We start from the raw sequence: 13634 nt of genomic DNA on the forward strand, positions 1-13634 counted from the left end.
AGTTTTAGTGTCTTGCCCAAGCGGACGAAGGCTGCGACTTTGACTTTCTGGTCGGTTGTAGGGGGCTGATGTACCGCGCCAGTCGCACTAACTGGACTGGGCAATAATCTCGCGCAGGGTGCTCATTAGCGCGGCGGCACCGGGTGAGAGCCGTTGATGACGCAAGCTCACCAGCCCATAGGGCTGAACACTTAGCGTCTCGCTGAAGGGCAGCAGGTGAAAGCGTTGCGGTGGGCAGAGCAGGTCGGCGGCTTCCCGGGTGGTCACCGTGATGGTGTCGGATTTATCCACCAGCGCCAGCGATAGCAGCAGATCGGCGGTATCGACGATCTGATGCGGTGGTGCAACCTGATGGTGCAGAAACAGGCTATCCACCCGCTGGCGCATCAACGCGCCGGTGGGCTGTAGCGACCAGGGGAAGCCCGCCATATCCGCCAGACTGAGCGGTTGTTTACCGGCTAGCGGATGACCTTGGCGGCATACGAAGCAGAGCTCCTCCTCACCAATTTCCTCAAATACGAAGCGCTCGGCATCGACGCCTGCGGGAATACGGGTAATCGCGAAATCCAGCTCACCTTCGAGCAGGCGCGGTACCAACACCTTGCTGACATCCACATCCACGCTGATCTTTAGCCCCGGTCGGTCGCGGTGCACCCGCTCAATCGCGCTGGTAAGCAACGTGACCGCCGGGGCCATTACCGTACCGACCGCTACCGTGCCCGCATTGCCTTCGCCGAGGGCGTTCAACTCCTCACCGGTATGACGTAGCGCTGAAAGCATGCTGTGGGCGTGACGAATCATAATCTCGCCGTACCAGTTAGGCGTTAGCCCTCGGGGGTGGCGATCAAACAGGCGAATACCCAGGTTGGCTTCCAGGTCGCTGAGTAGTTTTGAGGCGGCGGGCTGGCTCATATTGAGCTGGGTCGCAGCGCGATGCAGGTTGCGCTGCTCATCCAGGGCTAAAAATAGCTGAAAATGGCGCAACTTTAGTCGCACGTCTAAAAACCAGTTCTCGCCGAGAACGCCCATAGAATAAGCCCTGAGTTGTTATTGATACTTAGAAGTATATCGATAATAAGGTGTTTGTATATTGGTTGGTTATGAAAGACGTGGCTACTGTAGTGACTGAATAGGCGTTCCAATAACAACAACGATCTCCACCAGGAGGAAAAGCATGCCACTCATAAATACTCAGGTAGGCGCTCAGAAACATAGCGCGGGATCAACGCTGCTGCTAAGCGCCGGTATCGCCCTGCTAATGATTAGTGCAGCTCAAGCACAAAGCGAGACTCAGGCGACAGCGGGAAATGGCGCCGAAAACGGCGTTGAGAAATCGGTGTTTGGCCACTTGCCCGATGGTCGTCAGGTCGATGTTTACCAATTTACCAACGCCAACGGTATCGAACTGCGGGTGACCAACTACGGCGGCATCATCCTGTCGCTGAAGACCCCCGATATGAACGGCAAATTTGACGATATAGCGCTGGGTTTCGACTCCCTGGAAGCGTACCTTTCCGATGAGTACCGTCAGGCAAATCCCTATTTCGGTGCCATCATCGGCCGTTATGGTAATCGTATCGCAGGTGGCCAATTCCCCCTTGATGGGGAAAGTTACTCGTTGGCTACCAACGATGGCAGCAATCATCTGCATGGCGGCGATCAGGGCTTCGACAAAGTGCTGTGGCAAGCCGAACCCTTTGAAAACGAAGCGGGCACTGGATTGGTGTTGCGCTATACCAGCGAAGATGGCGAAGAGGGCTACCCTGGCAGGCTGGAGACTGAAGTCACCTATACGCTGACCGATAATGACGAACTGATGGTGGATTATCGAGCGGTGACCGACAAAGCCACCCCGATTAACCTCACCCAGCACAGCTACTTCAACTTAAAAGGTGAAGGCAGCGACACCATTCTTGATCATCAGTTGATGATCAACGCCCCTGAATTTACCCCGGTTAACGACAGCCTGATTCCCACTGGCGAGATTCGCTCGGTAGACGGCACGCCGTTCGACTTTACCCAGGCGATTCCCATCGGCGAACGCATTGAGCAAGACAATGAGCAGCTCGCCTTCGGCGGCGGTTATGACCACAACTTTGTGCTTGCCCGCGATAACGCGGCAGCGGATGAACTGGTGCTGGCTGCCAAGGCGTGGGAGCCGCAGAGCGGACGCATGGTGGAAATCACCACCACCGAACCCGCGATCCAGTTCTATTCCGGCAACTTTCTTAACGGCGACCTGACCGGTAAGCAGGGGCAGGCTTACGGACACCGTTCTGGCTTTGCGTTGGAAACCCAGCACTACCCCGATTCTCCTAATCAGGAGGCGTTTCCCAGCACGATCCTAGAGCCAGGCGATACTTACCGCTCGCGTACGGTATACCGCTTTTCGGCGCAACAGAATTTTGATTCATAATCCACCATGGGATGCGAATAAAAAGATCGAAATCTCAATAAAAACAACGCTAAAAATCGCAGGAGCACAACAATGAAATTGACTAAGACATTCACTCGTTTAGCCCTTGGCAGCGCCATCATGATGGCTTCACTGGGATCCGTCCATGCCCAGGAGGACGAGGTAAAAATCGGCTTCATCGTTAAAAAACCGGAGCAGGCCTGGTTTATCAATGAACAGGAAGCGGCCACCGCAGCAGGCGAAGAGCTTGGCTTCGAAGTGGTGCGCCTTGGCGGTGAGGATGGTCAGGAAGTACTCAGCGCGATTGATAACCTTTACTCACAAGGCGCTCAAGGGTTTGTAATCTGTCCGCCGGATGTACGGCTGGGGGCAGCCATCATGAACCGCGCCGAGCAGTACGACATGAAAGTGATCACCGTCGATGATCAGTTTGTGACCTCCAGCGGTGAGCCCATGGAGGGCGTGCCGCATCTGGGAATGTCGGGCACCAAAATTGGGCGTCAGGTGGGCGAAGCCATTAACGCCGAAATGGAAGCGCGGGGCTGGAACCCCGATGAGGTTGCTGCGCTGCGCATTACCAATAACGAACTACCTACCGCCGTTGAGCGTACCGATGGCGCTACCGAGGCGCTGTTAGCTGCAGGCTTCCCGGAAGACAATATTTTTGATGCGCCCCAGCAGAGTACCGACACCAGCGGGGCTTTCTCAGCCGCATCGCCAGTGCTTTCCCAGCGTGGCGATTATGAGCACTGGGTGATCTATGCCCTTAACGAAGAGAGCGTGCTCGGCGGTGTTAGGGCGACCGAGCAATATGGCTTAGCGCCGGAAGATGTGATCGGCGTGGGTATCAATGGCTCCGGCGCCGCCTTTGCCGAGTTTTCCCGGGATAACCCCACTGGCTTTCACGGCACGGTAGCGGTCAGTTCCACCATGCACGGCCGCCAGACCGCCGAAGACCTCTACCGCTGGATTAGCGAGGATCAAGAGCCCCAGGCCAACACTGAAACCTCCGGCACGTTAATGACGCGCGACAACTGGGAAGAAGTGCGCGCAGCGCTCGGTCTATAAAGCGCTTGGTTGGCAATGAAAGAGGCCTGTAACGGGCTCGCTGTTACAGGCCATCTGTGGAGTATTCATGCATGTCTGATGCTTATTTACGGTTCGACGGGATTAGCGTGGTGTTCCCCGGGGTGCGCGCGCTGGATGGGGTGAGCTTTGCCGCCCACGCCGGTCAAGTGCATGCGCTAATGGGTGAGAACGGCGCGGGTAAATCCACCCTGCTCAAGGTGCTCAGTGGCGTTAACCGGGCAGCCGAAGGCGCGCTATGGATCGATGGCCAGCGCCACGTATTCAGCAACGCCCGGGAGGCGCTGCGGGAAGGCATCGCGATTATCTACCAGGAGTTGACGCTCTCGCCCAATATGTCGGTGGCCGAGAATCTGCTGCTGGGCCAACTGCCCACACGGCAGGGGTTTGTTAACCGCCGCGAGTTAAAACAAAAAGCCCTGGCGATTCTGGCTGATCTTGGCGAGGGGGAGATTCACCCCTCGACCAAGGTGCGCGAGCTCTCCATCGGCCAGCAGCAGATGATTGAGATTGGCCGCGCACTGCTGCGCGACGCCAAGGTGATCGCTTTTGACGAACCCACCAGCAGCCTCTCGATTCAGGAAATTCGCCAGCTTAAGCGTATCGTCCAACGGCTGCGCGATGAAGGCCGGGTGGTGCTCTACGTGACTCACCGCATGGAAGAGGKGTTCGAGATGTGTGATGCGGTCACCATCTTCCGCGATGGCAAGCACATCCGTACCCACGAGGATATGTCGGCGCTCAATCACGACCTGCTGGTGAGCGAAATGGTCGGTCGAGACATCGACGATGTTTACGGCTACCGGGCGCGTGAACAGGGTGACGTGGTCTTGAACGTGGAGGGAATTCAGGGGCGTGGTTTAAAAGCCCCGGTAAGTTTCTCCGTTAAGCGCGGTGAGGTGTTCGGACTGTTTGGTTTGGTGGGCGCCGGGCGTAGCGAGCTGCTGCGACTAGTGTGTGGGGTCGAGTCCCCTAAAGCCGGCAGCGTAACCTTTAACGGTGAGTCACGACGCTTTAAAAGCCCCGGCGAGGCGATCCGCGCCGGGATTGCCATGTGCCCGGAGGATCGTAAGTCTCAGGGGATTTTTCCGGTGGCCAGCGTGGCCGACAATCTCAATATCAGCTGTCGGCGCTTTTTTAAACGTTGGGGCGTTTTCCGCCACCCCGGTCGCGAACGGCGCAATGCCGAAGCCTATATCCAGCAACTCAGCGTTAAAACACCCGGCCCACGAACGCCCATAGGCAAACTCTCAGGGGGTAACCAGCAAAAGGTGATTCTGGCCCGCTGGCTCGCCGAAGAGATTGACCTGTTCGTGATGGACGAGCCGACCCGAGGGATCGACGTAGGCGCACGGCGAGATATTTACTCGCTGCTCTACGACCTGGCCGAACAGGGCAAAAGCGTGGTGGTGATCTCCAGCGACCTGGCGGAAGTCAGCTCCATCTGTGACCGCATCGCCGTGATGCGCGACGGTGAGCTGGTGGAGGTGCTGCCGCGGGAGTCGGCCACGCCGGAACGTCTACTGGGGCTGGCGCTACCTGCCTAAGTCAGTTTTTTACACGCTATTGGCTCTTAAAAGAAGAAGCTCAGGACAAACACCATGACAACTAACAACGCAACCCAAGGTGAGACGACACCTGCCCGCCCAGCGGGGCGCCAGGGGCTGATCAAACCGCTGCGCACGCTGCTGGATACCTCGGGACTGATCGCGATTTTCTTGCTGCTGTTTGTGGCATTAGCCGTCCTCATCCCCGATTTTCTGACCGGCCGCAATATGGTCGGGCTACTGCTTTCGATTACCCTGATCGGTAGTTTGGCCACCACCATGATGCTGGTACTGGCTCTGGGGGAGGTGGATCTTTCGGTGGCCTCCACGGTGGCCTTCGCGGGGGTGGTCGCAGCGGTGGTGACCTCCAGTACCGGTAGCGTGTTTATCGGCGTGATTGGAGGCATTGTCGCCGGGGGCGCGGTGGGTGCCTTTAACGGCCTGGTGATTGCCAAATTCGGTATTAACTCGCTGATTGCCACCCTGGCCGCGATGGAGTTTGTGCGCGGTCTGGCCTATATCACCTCCGGCGGCGACGCGGTGATGATTACCGTGCCGGGCTTCTTTGACCTGGGCAGCGCCTCCTTCCTCGGCCTAACCCTGCCAGTATGGACGATGCTGGCCTGTTTCGTGATCTTTGGCGTGATACTCAATATGACTGCCTTTGGGCGCAACGTTTTGGCTACCGGCGGTAACTCGGAAGCCGCCGCACTGGCCGGGGTTAATGTCCGTCGCCTCAAGATTATTGTTTTTGGCCTCCAGGGCGTAGTGGCAGGTGTCGTGGGTGTACTGCTGGCGTCGCGCATGGGGCTGGGCGACCCCAATACCTCCATGGGCCTGGAACTGGCGGTAATTTCTGCCTGTGTACTGGGTGGCGTGGCGCTATCCGGCGGCGTGGCCACGATTACCGGCGTGGTGGTCGGGGTGCTGATTATGGGCTGCGTGCAGAACGCTATGGGGCTGCTTAACGTACCTWCCTTTTACCAATACCTGGTGCGCGGCGCGATTCTACTGCTAGCAGTGATGTTTGACCGCTGGAAACACACTCGCCGTCAGCGGGCCTAACACTACATCTCGATGCCTTTTTCACCATGAACTTTTTCACCGATTTTTTCCGGAGAGACCTCTATGTCTGATCGCAAGCCGCCCCTACGCTCTGCCCAATGGTTCGGCACCGCCGATAAGAACGGTTTTATGTACCGCAGTTGGATGAAAAACCAGGGCATCCCCGACCATGAGTTTCAGGGCAAGCCAATTATCGGTATCTGCAATACCTGGTCGGAGCTGACCCCCTGCAATGCGCATTTTCGTAAGTTGGCGGAGCACGTGAAGCAGGGCGTACTGGAAGCGGGGGGCTATCCGGTAGAGTTCCCGGTGTTCTCCAACGGTGAATCCAACCTGCGCCCCACCGCCATGTTTACCCGCAATCTGGCGAGCATGGACGTGGAAGAGGCGATTCGTGGTAATCCCATCGATGCGGTGGTGCTGCTGGTGGGCTGCGACAAAACCACTCCGGCGCTTTTGATGGGCGCGGCGAGCTGCGATATTCCCACCATCGTGGTCACCGGCGGACCAATGCTCAACGGCAAGCACAAGGGCAAGGACATTGGTTCCGGCACCGTGGTGTGGAAGCTCTCCGAGCAGGTCAAAGCCGGTGAGATATCGTTGCACGACTTTATGGCCGCCGAAGCGGGCATGTCCCGCTCCGCCGGTACCTGCAACACCATGGGCACCGCCTCCACCATGGCCTGCATGGCCGAGTCGCTGGGCACCTCGCTGCCGCACAATGCAGCGATTCCGGCGGTCGATTCTCGCCGCTACGTGCTGGCGCACCTCTCCGGCAATCGGATTGTCGAGATGGTCAACGAAGATCTGCGGCTATCTAAAATACTCACCAAGCAAGCCTTCGATAACGCCATTCGTACCAACGCCGCCATCGGTGGCTCCACCAACGCGGTGATCCACCTCAAGGCCATTGCCGGGCGGATCGGTGTCGATCTGACCCTGGACGACTGGAGTCGGGTAGGGCGCGGTACCCCCACGGTGGTGGATTTGCAGCCTTCGGGGCGGTTTCTGATGGAAGAGTTCTACTACGCCGGTGGGCTACCTGCAGTGCTCAGGCGCCTGGGCGAGGCCGACCGGCTGCCGTTCAAGGATGCCTTAACCGTCAACGGCAAAACCCTCTGGGAAAACGTCCAAGACGCCCCGTTGTATAACGACGAAGTGATCCGGCCGCTGGATAATCCGCTCACCACGGATGGCGGCATATGCGTGGTGCGCGGTAACCTGGCGCCCAACGGCGCGGTGCTCAAACCCTCAGCAGCGACGGCGGAACTGATGCAGCACCGCGGCCGTGCAGTGGTGTTTGAAGACTTCGACGACTACAAGGCGCGCATCAATGACCCTGACCTGGACGTGGAAGCCAACGATATTCTGGTGATGAAGCACTGCGGTCCACGCGGCTATCACGGTATGGCGGAAGTGGGCAATATGGGCTTGCCGCCCAAGATCCTCGCCCAGGGCATCACCGATATGGTACGTATTTCTGATGCCCGCATGAGCGGCACTGCCTACGGCACCGTGGTGCTGCACGTTGCCCCGGAAGCCGCCGCCGGTGGCCCACTGGCCGCGGTGCGTAACGGTGACTGGATTGAACTTGACTGCGAAAGCGGCCGACTGCATTTGGAAATCAGCGATGAAGAGCTGGCTTCGCGACTGGCTGAGAGCGACCCCACCGCCGCCTCAACGCTGATCGCCAGCCAGGGCGGCTACCGTCAGTTGTACATCGAGCGAGTACTCCAAGCCGACGAAGGCTGCGACTTCGACTTTCTGGTGGGTTGCCGCGGGTCTGACGTGCCGCGTCATTCGCACTGATTAACTGTAAAGGAGTCGCGATGGCCGCCAGACTGGCCGACAAGCATATTCTAGTGACCGGGGCCGCCACCGGCATTGGCCGTGCCGTTGCCGAAGCCTGTGTCCGCGAAGGTGCCAAGGTTGCCTTGCTGGATAGGGAGGGCGATAGCGTCGAACGGCTGGCAGCCCAGTTGCGTGGTGAAGGTCACCATGTGCAGAGGCTGGTCGCCGATATTGCCGAACGTACGGCGGTGGAAGCCGCCGTGGCGCAGGCTCGCAAGCTCTTCGGCCCCTTAACCACCCTAGTCAATAACGCAGGAATGAATGTTTTCCATGAGCCACTTGCCATGCCGGACGAGGCCTGGCAGCGCTGCTTATCGGTGGATTTGGAAGGCGCCTGGCACTGTAGCCGGGCGGTGCTGCCCGATATGCTGAAGCAGGGCGGAGGCGCCATTATTAATATTGCCTCCACCCATAGCTTCTCGATTATTCCCGGCTGTTTTCCCTACCCGGTCGCCAAGCACGGCTTGATCGGTTTGACCCGAGCACTCGGTATCGAATATGCCTCCCGCGGCGTGCGGGTCAATGCCATTGCGCCGGGCTATATCGCCACCCCGGCGGTAGAAGCGCATTGGCAAACTTTCGACAATCCTGTCGCAGCGAAAGCCCGCATCGAAGCACTGCTGCCTCCAGGGCGGTTAGGGAAACCCGAGGAAGTGGCCATGACGGCGGTCTTTCTAGCCTCAGATGAAGCGCCCTTTATCAACGCAAGCTGCTTAACGATTGATGGTGGGCGCAGCGTGGTCTATCACGACTGACGATTGTTATGCCCGTTGAGTGTTTGCAAGGAGGGGGGGTATGGTGAGAAGGGAGTTTAGAGGCTATTCATAAGTTTAAAGGTTAGTATTCGGTTTTTCTTCAGAGAGTTCAATCTCTTGAGTAGATTTTCTTGGCAAAAAAATACCCTTTATACAATCTGGATTAATGATGGCAAGTTGAATATGGTTTTCAGAGAAAAATCTTGCACCATCGTACAGTGGATCGCCTTCGATAAAAGCGGCCCTAACAGAATCAAAGGGTTCGCCCTGTTCCTTGGCCAAGGCACATGCATAACGAATCACAGCACAATCAAGCTCACGGGCTTTAAAATCAAAATCTGTTTTTCCAAACGATCTATTCTCAGGCAGTGGTGTACCTTCTGCCTCTAAATCATCTTTTAGCTGCTGATAAGCTTCTTTAAGAAAATCATTATATTTTTGGTCAAGCAAATCCAGGCAGTTGCCGAGCTCAATTACTGCGCCCAGTACAAAGGGATCTTTAACATTAGAAGCAGCCCGCTGGCTATCTTGAAGGGCATACTGATGCGCTCTTTCAAGATTATTTTCCCAAAAGTAAACGCCATTGCCCAGCCAATCATACTTATTATTACTGTGTTTGAATTCAGATTTTTGGTTCAGGATACTGATGGCAATATCTTTATCTAACCCATGAAAACCATAGACAATTGTCGGTTTTGATGAATACATTAGGTCTTAACGTGTGCCGTATGGTTGCCTTTAGACTTAGATGGACTGAAAAAACGCTTATCAAGACGCCCTTGTGAATCAAGGATGTGCGCATCTTTAAGCAATTTCATTCTTTGCTCATGAGTGCGGTTCTGCCCAGCTGCCTTAACTTTTTGTGTCAATTGATGAATAGACATAAAATACCCCCTTGTACATTTTCATGCTAATCGACCTTTTGGCTACAGGCAAGTAGCCGATCCGGACTTAGCCTGGCTATCTAACAGCGTCTCGCCATCGGTGGCATTTAGCGCCATGGCGATGCCGCCCATGCAGGTCATGTCGCGATCCCAGGCGCAGCTTTCGATGCGCGTGGTGCCCATCAGCTCGGCCACCAGGGCTTCGTTAAGGGTGCTGTGCATGGCGGCCTGCATGGCGTCAAAGCCGCGCACGCCGGAACCGGTAATCAACACCAGATCAGGGTTGAACAGTGCCAGCACATTGGCGATACCGACCCCCAGTGCGCGGCCCGCCTCGGCGTAGATTTCCTGGGCCACGGAGTCACCTTGTAACGCCAGCTGGGTTAGCGCCTGCATTTGCTGTTCGGAGGGGTGCGCGCTGTCGCCGGGGGGAAGCGCTAAATGGTCGGCGGCGGCGCGATAGAGTGCGTAGTCGCTGGCGTAGGCTTCGATACAGCCGCGTCGCCCGCAGGCGCACAGGGCGCCGTCGGGCTGATATTTGCTATGTCCAAACTCGGCCGCGGAGCCATTGGCACCCAGAAAGGGCACGCCGTTAATCAACACCGACATACCGATACCGTAACCCAGCATAATGACCACCAAGTTGGGACAGTCGGCATAATCGGGCTGTGCCGCCAGCACGCTAGCGATGCAGTTGGCATCGTTTTCTAACAGTACGCTACAGTGAAAACGTTCTGCTAAACGCGCCGATATCGGGGCGTTACGAAAGCTTAAAGCGGGTGACCAGATAATCGTACCGCTTTGCGACGACACCACGCCCTGCACCGCCAAACAGATTCCCGCCAAGCGTTGAAAACCCTTTAGCTGCAGTGCGCAGACAGCGCTGATCTTTTCTTCAAGCAGTGCTTCCAAGTCGTCGGCGCTCAACGCCAAGGTGGTCACTGCGTGGTGCTCGCTATGGCGTACTTGACCTGAAAAATCACCCACCACCAGCTGGATCTCATTGATCGACAGCTTGATACACACTACGCAAGCGGCATTCGGGTCGAGTTCGATCAAGGTTTTTGGTCGACCCCGTCCGGTAGGGCGGGGCGCTTCGGGTGGTCGTTCACTGATCAAACCCTGCTGGAGTAGCTCTGCGCTGATCGAGGTGACGGTGGCAGAGCTAATGCCGTTGAGTGTGCCTAGATCGATGCGAGCAACCGGCCCTTGGTCACGCAGGGTGCGGATCACCGCCAAGGTATTGTCGAGGCGGCTGGTATCAGTCGACGGAAGGGCCATAGGGTCGCCGTTAGGGTTGGTGGAGAAAATTGCAGTGATTCAAACTATCTAGCTAGCGCCCTCATCGTGGGGCGTTAGTGCGATTGTCAAAATACGACTTAAGTTGCATATGCAGATATTTATTTTAGCACCTAAAGTAAATAAAGCATCACGCTAAAGCAATCGATGTTGATAAGCCTCCAACACAATAACAACAGACATTATCAGGTGGCCCCATGCTGTTATCAGCGCGCAAACTGTGCCGCTCGTTTGGCGAAAACCAAGTGTTATTTGACGTTGATCTCGACCTGCAGGCGGGGGAGGTACACGCTCTGCTAGGCGAGAACGGCGCCGGTAAATCGACCCTGGTCAAAATCCTTGCTGGGTATCTTCGTCCTACTTCGGGCGACGTCTTAGTAGACGGCCAAAATAAGCAATACCGCTCCAGCGGAGAAGCAGAGGCCGACGGCGTGGTCATGATCCACCAGGAACTGGCGCTGGCGGAACAGCTCAGCGTGGAGGAGAACATCTTCTTGGGCCGCGAACTGCGCCGTGGGCTGTTTCTGGATCGGCGTGCCATGCGCGAACATAGCCGGGCGGCGCTGGCAGAGCTTGAAACTGACGTTGACCCACGCGCTAGAGTGAAAGACTTAAGCACCTCTGATCAACAAATGGTCGAGATCGCCAAGGCCATCACCCGCGATGTGCGTGTGCTGATTATGGATGAGCCCACCGCCACCCTGACCGAAAACGAAGTGACAGTGCTGTTCGCGCTTATCGCTCGCCTGCGTGAGCGAGGCGTGGCGATTCTGTATATCTCCCATAAGCTGCGTGAAATCGAGCAGATCGCTGATCGCGTGACGGTACTGCGCGACGGCCACTTGGTGGATAGCGGCCCGATGGCCGGGCGCAGCAAAGAGGAGCTGGCGCGGCTGATGGTGGGCCGGGAAATCACTGAAATGTACCCACCGCGTACACAGCTGGCGGAGGATGCGCCGGCGGTACTGGAAGCGCGGGACTTCGTAGTGCCCGGTGCCGTGAAGCAGGCCAGCTTTACCCTACGGCGGGGCGAAGTGTTGGGATTTGGCGGCATTGTGGGCGCCGGACGCACTGCGCTGATCGAAGCGGTGCTGGGCCTACGCGGCAAAAGTGCAGGCCAAGTGCTGCGCAACGGCCAGCCGGTGGTGCTGCGCCACCTGCGTGATGCGGTGCATCAGCGGATTGCCTATTTGACTGAGGATCGTAAAGGCAAAGGCCTGGTGCTCAATATGGATTTGCGTTCCAACGTTACGCTGCTCAATTTGCGCGCTCACTGTCACCCTTTGATCGACCGCCGCCGCGAGGAGCAAGCCTTCCAGCAGGCCATCCAGCGCTTTGATATCCGCCTGCGAACGGCCGCGCGCACTGCCGCGGAGCTCTCCGGGGGCAACCAGCAGAAGCTGTTGCTCGCCAAGGTAATGTCCATCGACCCCGAAGTCGTGATTATCAACGAGCCGACCCGGGGCATTGATGTGGGTACCAAGCACCAGATCTACCACTTTATCCATGAATTAACCGAAGCAGGCTGCTCGGTCATCTTGATCTCTTCTGAGATGGGCGAGTTGATCGGGCTTTCTCACCGCGTGGCGGTAATGTGCGCAGGCGTACTTACCGGGGTGCTTGAAGGTGAGGATATTAATGAACAAGAAATTATGCAGTACGCATCCGGCATTAAGGGAGTAGAGGTCGATGAGCAGCGTCATGGCTAATAACAAAACGACTAATAAAGCGGCTAACAAAATGATCAAGCAAAAAGGCTTCGCCATAGACCTGAAAACCTGGGGGCCTTTTGTAGCGTTGGTGGTGTTAGCGCTGCTGGGTGTGCTGATTAATCCGGCTTTTCTAGGGCTGGATAATCTCTCCAACATGCTTACCCGCAGTGCCTTTATCGGCATTATTGCTATTGGCGCTACCTTTGTAATTACCGCCGGCGGGTTGGATCTTTCGGTAGGGGCAATGGCGGCCTTTATTGCCGGGGTGATGATTATTCTGATGAACAGCCTGGTCGAGCAGTTCGGTGCCGGTGTCACCACCGTGCTACTGGGTGTCGGTGCCTCGCTGCTGCTGGGGCTGTGCGCCGGCTTTATCAACGGCATGGTGACCACCAAAGGCAAGATCGAAGCCTTTATCGTCACCCTTGGCACTATGGGAATTTACCGCTCGTTGGTCACTTATCTCGCCGATGGCGGCACCCTGACACTGGACTGGGCGGTGCGCGATATCTATCGCCCGGTGTATTACGGCAGCTTCCTGGGCATCACCATTCCGGTGTGGGTATTTCTGTTTGTCGCCATTATTGGCTACATCCTGCTCAACTACACGCGCTTTGGGCGCTACTGCTTTGCCATCGGCTCCAATGAACAAGTCGCCGAATACAGCGCCATTCATGTGGATCGTATCAAGACCATGACCTACATGCTGCAAGGCGTGTGCGTGGCTTTGGCGACGATTATCTATGTGCCTCGGCTGGGCTCTGCTTCAGGGGCTACCGGGGTGCTCTGGGAGCTGGAGGCAATTGCCGCGGTGATCATCGGCGGCACCATGCTTAAGGGCGGCCATGGTCGCATCTGGGGCACTGTGGTGGGCGCCATTATGCTCACCATGATCGGCAATATTCTCAATTTGACCGACGCCATCTCTAATTATCTCAACGGTACGGTGCAGGGGATCATCATCATTGTGGCGGTCTACCTGCAGCGTGCCTCGTGGAGAAAAGCAGCGCCTTAAGGCA

General features: G+C 56.8%; 12 protein-coding genes. 8 read left to right on the plus strand and 4 right to left on the minus strand.

The features are described 5' to 3' along the window. Nucleotides 1-87: 87 nt before the first annotated feature. Nucleotides 88-1029 carry a LysR substrate-binding domain-containing protein gene (locus HALO_RS04145; protein WP_035580609.1) on the minus strand — a complete coding sequence of 314 codons (942 nt, stop codon included), beginning with the start codon at nt 1027-1029 and terminating at the stop codon, nt 88-90. Nucleotides 1030-1174: 145 nt separating this feature from the next. Here HALO_RS04145 and HALO_RS04150 point away from each other — a divergent pair, with 145 nt between their 5' ends. From HALO_RS04150 to HALO_RS04175, 6 genes are all read left to right on the plus strand, one after another. Then, on the plus strand, nt 1175-2416 hold the full coding sequence (locus HALO_RS04150; RefSeq protein WP_035580607.1) for an aldose epimerase family protein: 1242 nt from the start codon (nt 1175-1177) through the stop codon (nt 2414-2416). A 72-nt stretch (nt 2417-2488) separates the two neighbouring features. Beyond that, on the plus strand, nt 2489-3484 hold the full coding sequence (locus HALO_RS04155; RefSeq protein WP_035580605.1) for an arabinose ABC transporter substrate-binding protein: 996 nt from the start codon (nt 2489-2491) through the stop codon (nt 3482-3484). Between the two features lie 71 nt (nt 3485-3555). Next, entirely contained in the window at nt 3556-5049 is a 1494-nt protein-coding gene (gene araG / locus HALO_RS04160; protein WP_050713095.1) for an L-arabinose ABC transporter ATP-binding protein AraG, read from the plus strand. Nucleotides 5050-5103: 54 nt separating this feature from the next. Next, complete coding sequence (gene araH / locus HALO_RS04165) at nt 5104-6114, plus strand: L-arabinose ABC transporter permease AraH (protein WP_050713096.1); 1011 nt, start codon at nt 5104-5106, stop codon at nt 6112-6114. Between the two features lie 63 nt (nt 6115-6177). Next, complete coding sequence (locus HALO_RS04170) at nt 6178-7923, plus strand: IlvD/Edd family dehydratase (protein WP_035580598.1); 1746 nt, start codon at nt 6178-6180, stop codon at nt 7921-7923. Between the two features lie 20 nt (nt 7924-7943). After that, nucleotides 7944-8720, plus strand: coding sequence for an SDR family oxidoreductase (locus tag HALO_RS04175; RefSeq protein ID WP_035580595.1), 777 nt, complete (start codon nt 7944-7946; stop codon nt 8718-8720). Nucleotides 8721-8795: 75 nt separating this feature from the next. On the opposite strand, the gene HALO_RS04180 is transcribed toward HALO_RS04175, so the two are convergent. The 3 genes from HALO_RS04180 to HALO_RS04185 are packed head-to-tail and all read right to left on the minus strand — an operon-like array spanning nt 8796 to nt 10885. Further along, a complete protein-coding gene (locus HALO_RS04180; RefSeq protein ID WP_035580592.1) occupies nt 8796-9428 on the minus strand; it encodes a hypothetical protein in 633 nt (210 codons plus the stop codon). Next, nucleotides 9428-9604: a hypothetical protein gene (locus tag HALO_RS23195; RefSeq protein ID WP_022521938.1), complete on the minus strand. Its 177-nt coding sequence runs from the start codon at nt 9602-9604 to the stop codon at nt 9428-9430. The genes HALO_RS04180 and HALO_RS23195 overlap by 1 nt, the downstream gene beginning before the upstream one ends. Nucleotides 9605-9646: 42 nt before the next feature. Then, nucleotides 9647-10885 (minus strand): ROK family transcriptional regulator, encoded by a 1239-nt coding sequence (locus HALO_RS04185; RefSeq protein WP_035580589.1) that lies wholly within the window; start codon nt 10883-10885, stop codon nt 9647-9649. Between the two features lie 215 nt (nt 10886-11100). Here HALO_RS04185 and HALO_RS04190 point away from each other — a divergent pair, with 215 nt between their 5' ends. Further along, on the plus strand, nt 11101-12612 hold the full coding sequence (locus tag HALO_RS04190) for a sugar ABC transporter ATP-binding protein (RefSeq protein ID WP_035580586.1): 1512 nt from the start codon (nt 11101-11103) through the stop codon (nt 12610-12612). Next, on the plus strand, nt 12605-13630 hold the full coding sequence (locus HALO_RS04195; RefSeq protein WP_231896807.1) for an ABC transporter permease: 1026 nt from the start codon (nt 12605-12607) through the stop codon (nt 13628-13630). The genes HALO_RS04190 and HALO_RS04195 overlap by 8 nt, the downstream gene beginning before the upstream one ends. Nucleotides 13631-13634: the final 4 nt, after the last annotated feature.

The sequence above is a fragment of the Halomonas sp. R57-5 genome (assembly GCF_900070345.1).
GTDB classification, from domain to species: domain Bacteria; phylum Pseudomonadota; class Gammaproteobacteria; order Pseudomonadales; family Halomonadaceae; genus Vreelandella; species Vreelandella ventosae_B.

Coding starts and splice junctions, on each gene's coding strand:
- HALO_RS04190 (WP_035580586.1), top strand. CDS start 11,101: ATGCTGTTATCAGCGCGCAAACTGTGCCGCTCGTTTGGCGAAAACCAA.
- HALO_RS04155 (WP_035580605.1), top strand. CDS start 2,489: ATGAAATTGACTAAGACATTCACTCGTTTAGCCCTTGGCAGCGCCATC.
- HALO_RS04175 (WP_035580595.1), top strand. CDS start 7,944: ATGGCCGCCAGACTGGCCGACAAGCATATTCTAGTGACCGGGGCCGCC.
- HALO_RS04195 (WP_231896807.1), top strand. CDS start 12,605: ATGGCTAATAACAAAACGACTAATAAAGCGGCTAACAAAATGATCAAG.
- HALO_RS04170 (WP_035580598.1), top strand. CDS start 6,178: ATGTCTGATCGCAAGCCGCCCCTACGCTCTGCCCAATGGTTCGGCACC.
- HALO_RS04180 (WP_035580592.1), bottom strand. CDS start 9,428: ATGTATTCATCAAAACCGACAATTGTCTATGGTTTTCATGGGTTAGAT.
- HALO_RS04185 (WP_035580589.1), bottom strand. CDS start 10,885: ATGGCCCTTCCGTCGACTGATACCAGCCGCCTCGACAATACCTTGGCG.
- HALO_RS04150 (WP_035580607.1), top strand. CDS start 1,175: ATGCCACTCATAAATACTCAGGTAGGCGCTCAGAAACATAGCGCGGGA.
- HALO_RS23195 (WP_022521938.1), bottom strand. CDS start 9,604: ATGTCTATTCATCAATTGACACAAAAAGTTAAGGCAGCTGGGCAGAAC.
- HALO_RS04145 (WP_035580609.1), bottom strand. CDS start 1,029: ATGGGCGTTCTCGGCGAGAACTGGTTTTTAGACGTGCGACTAAAGTTG.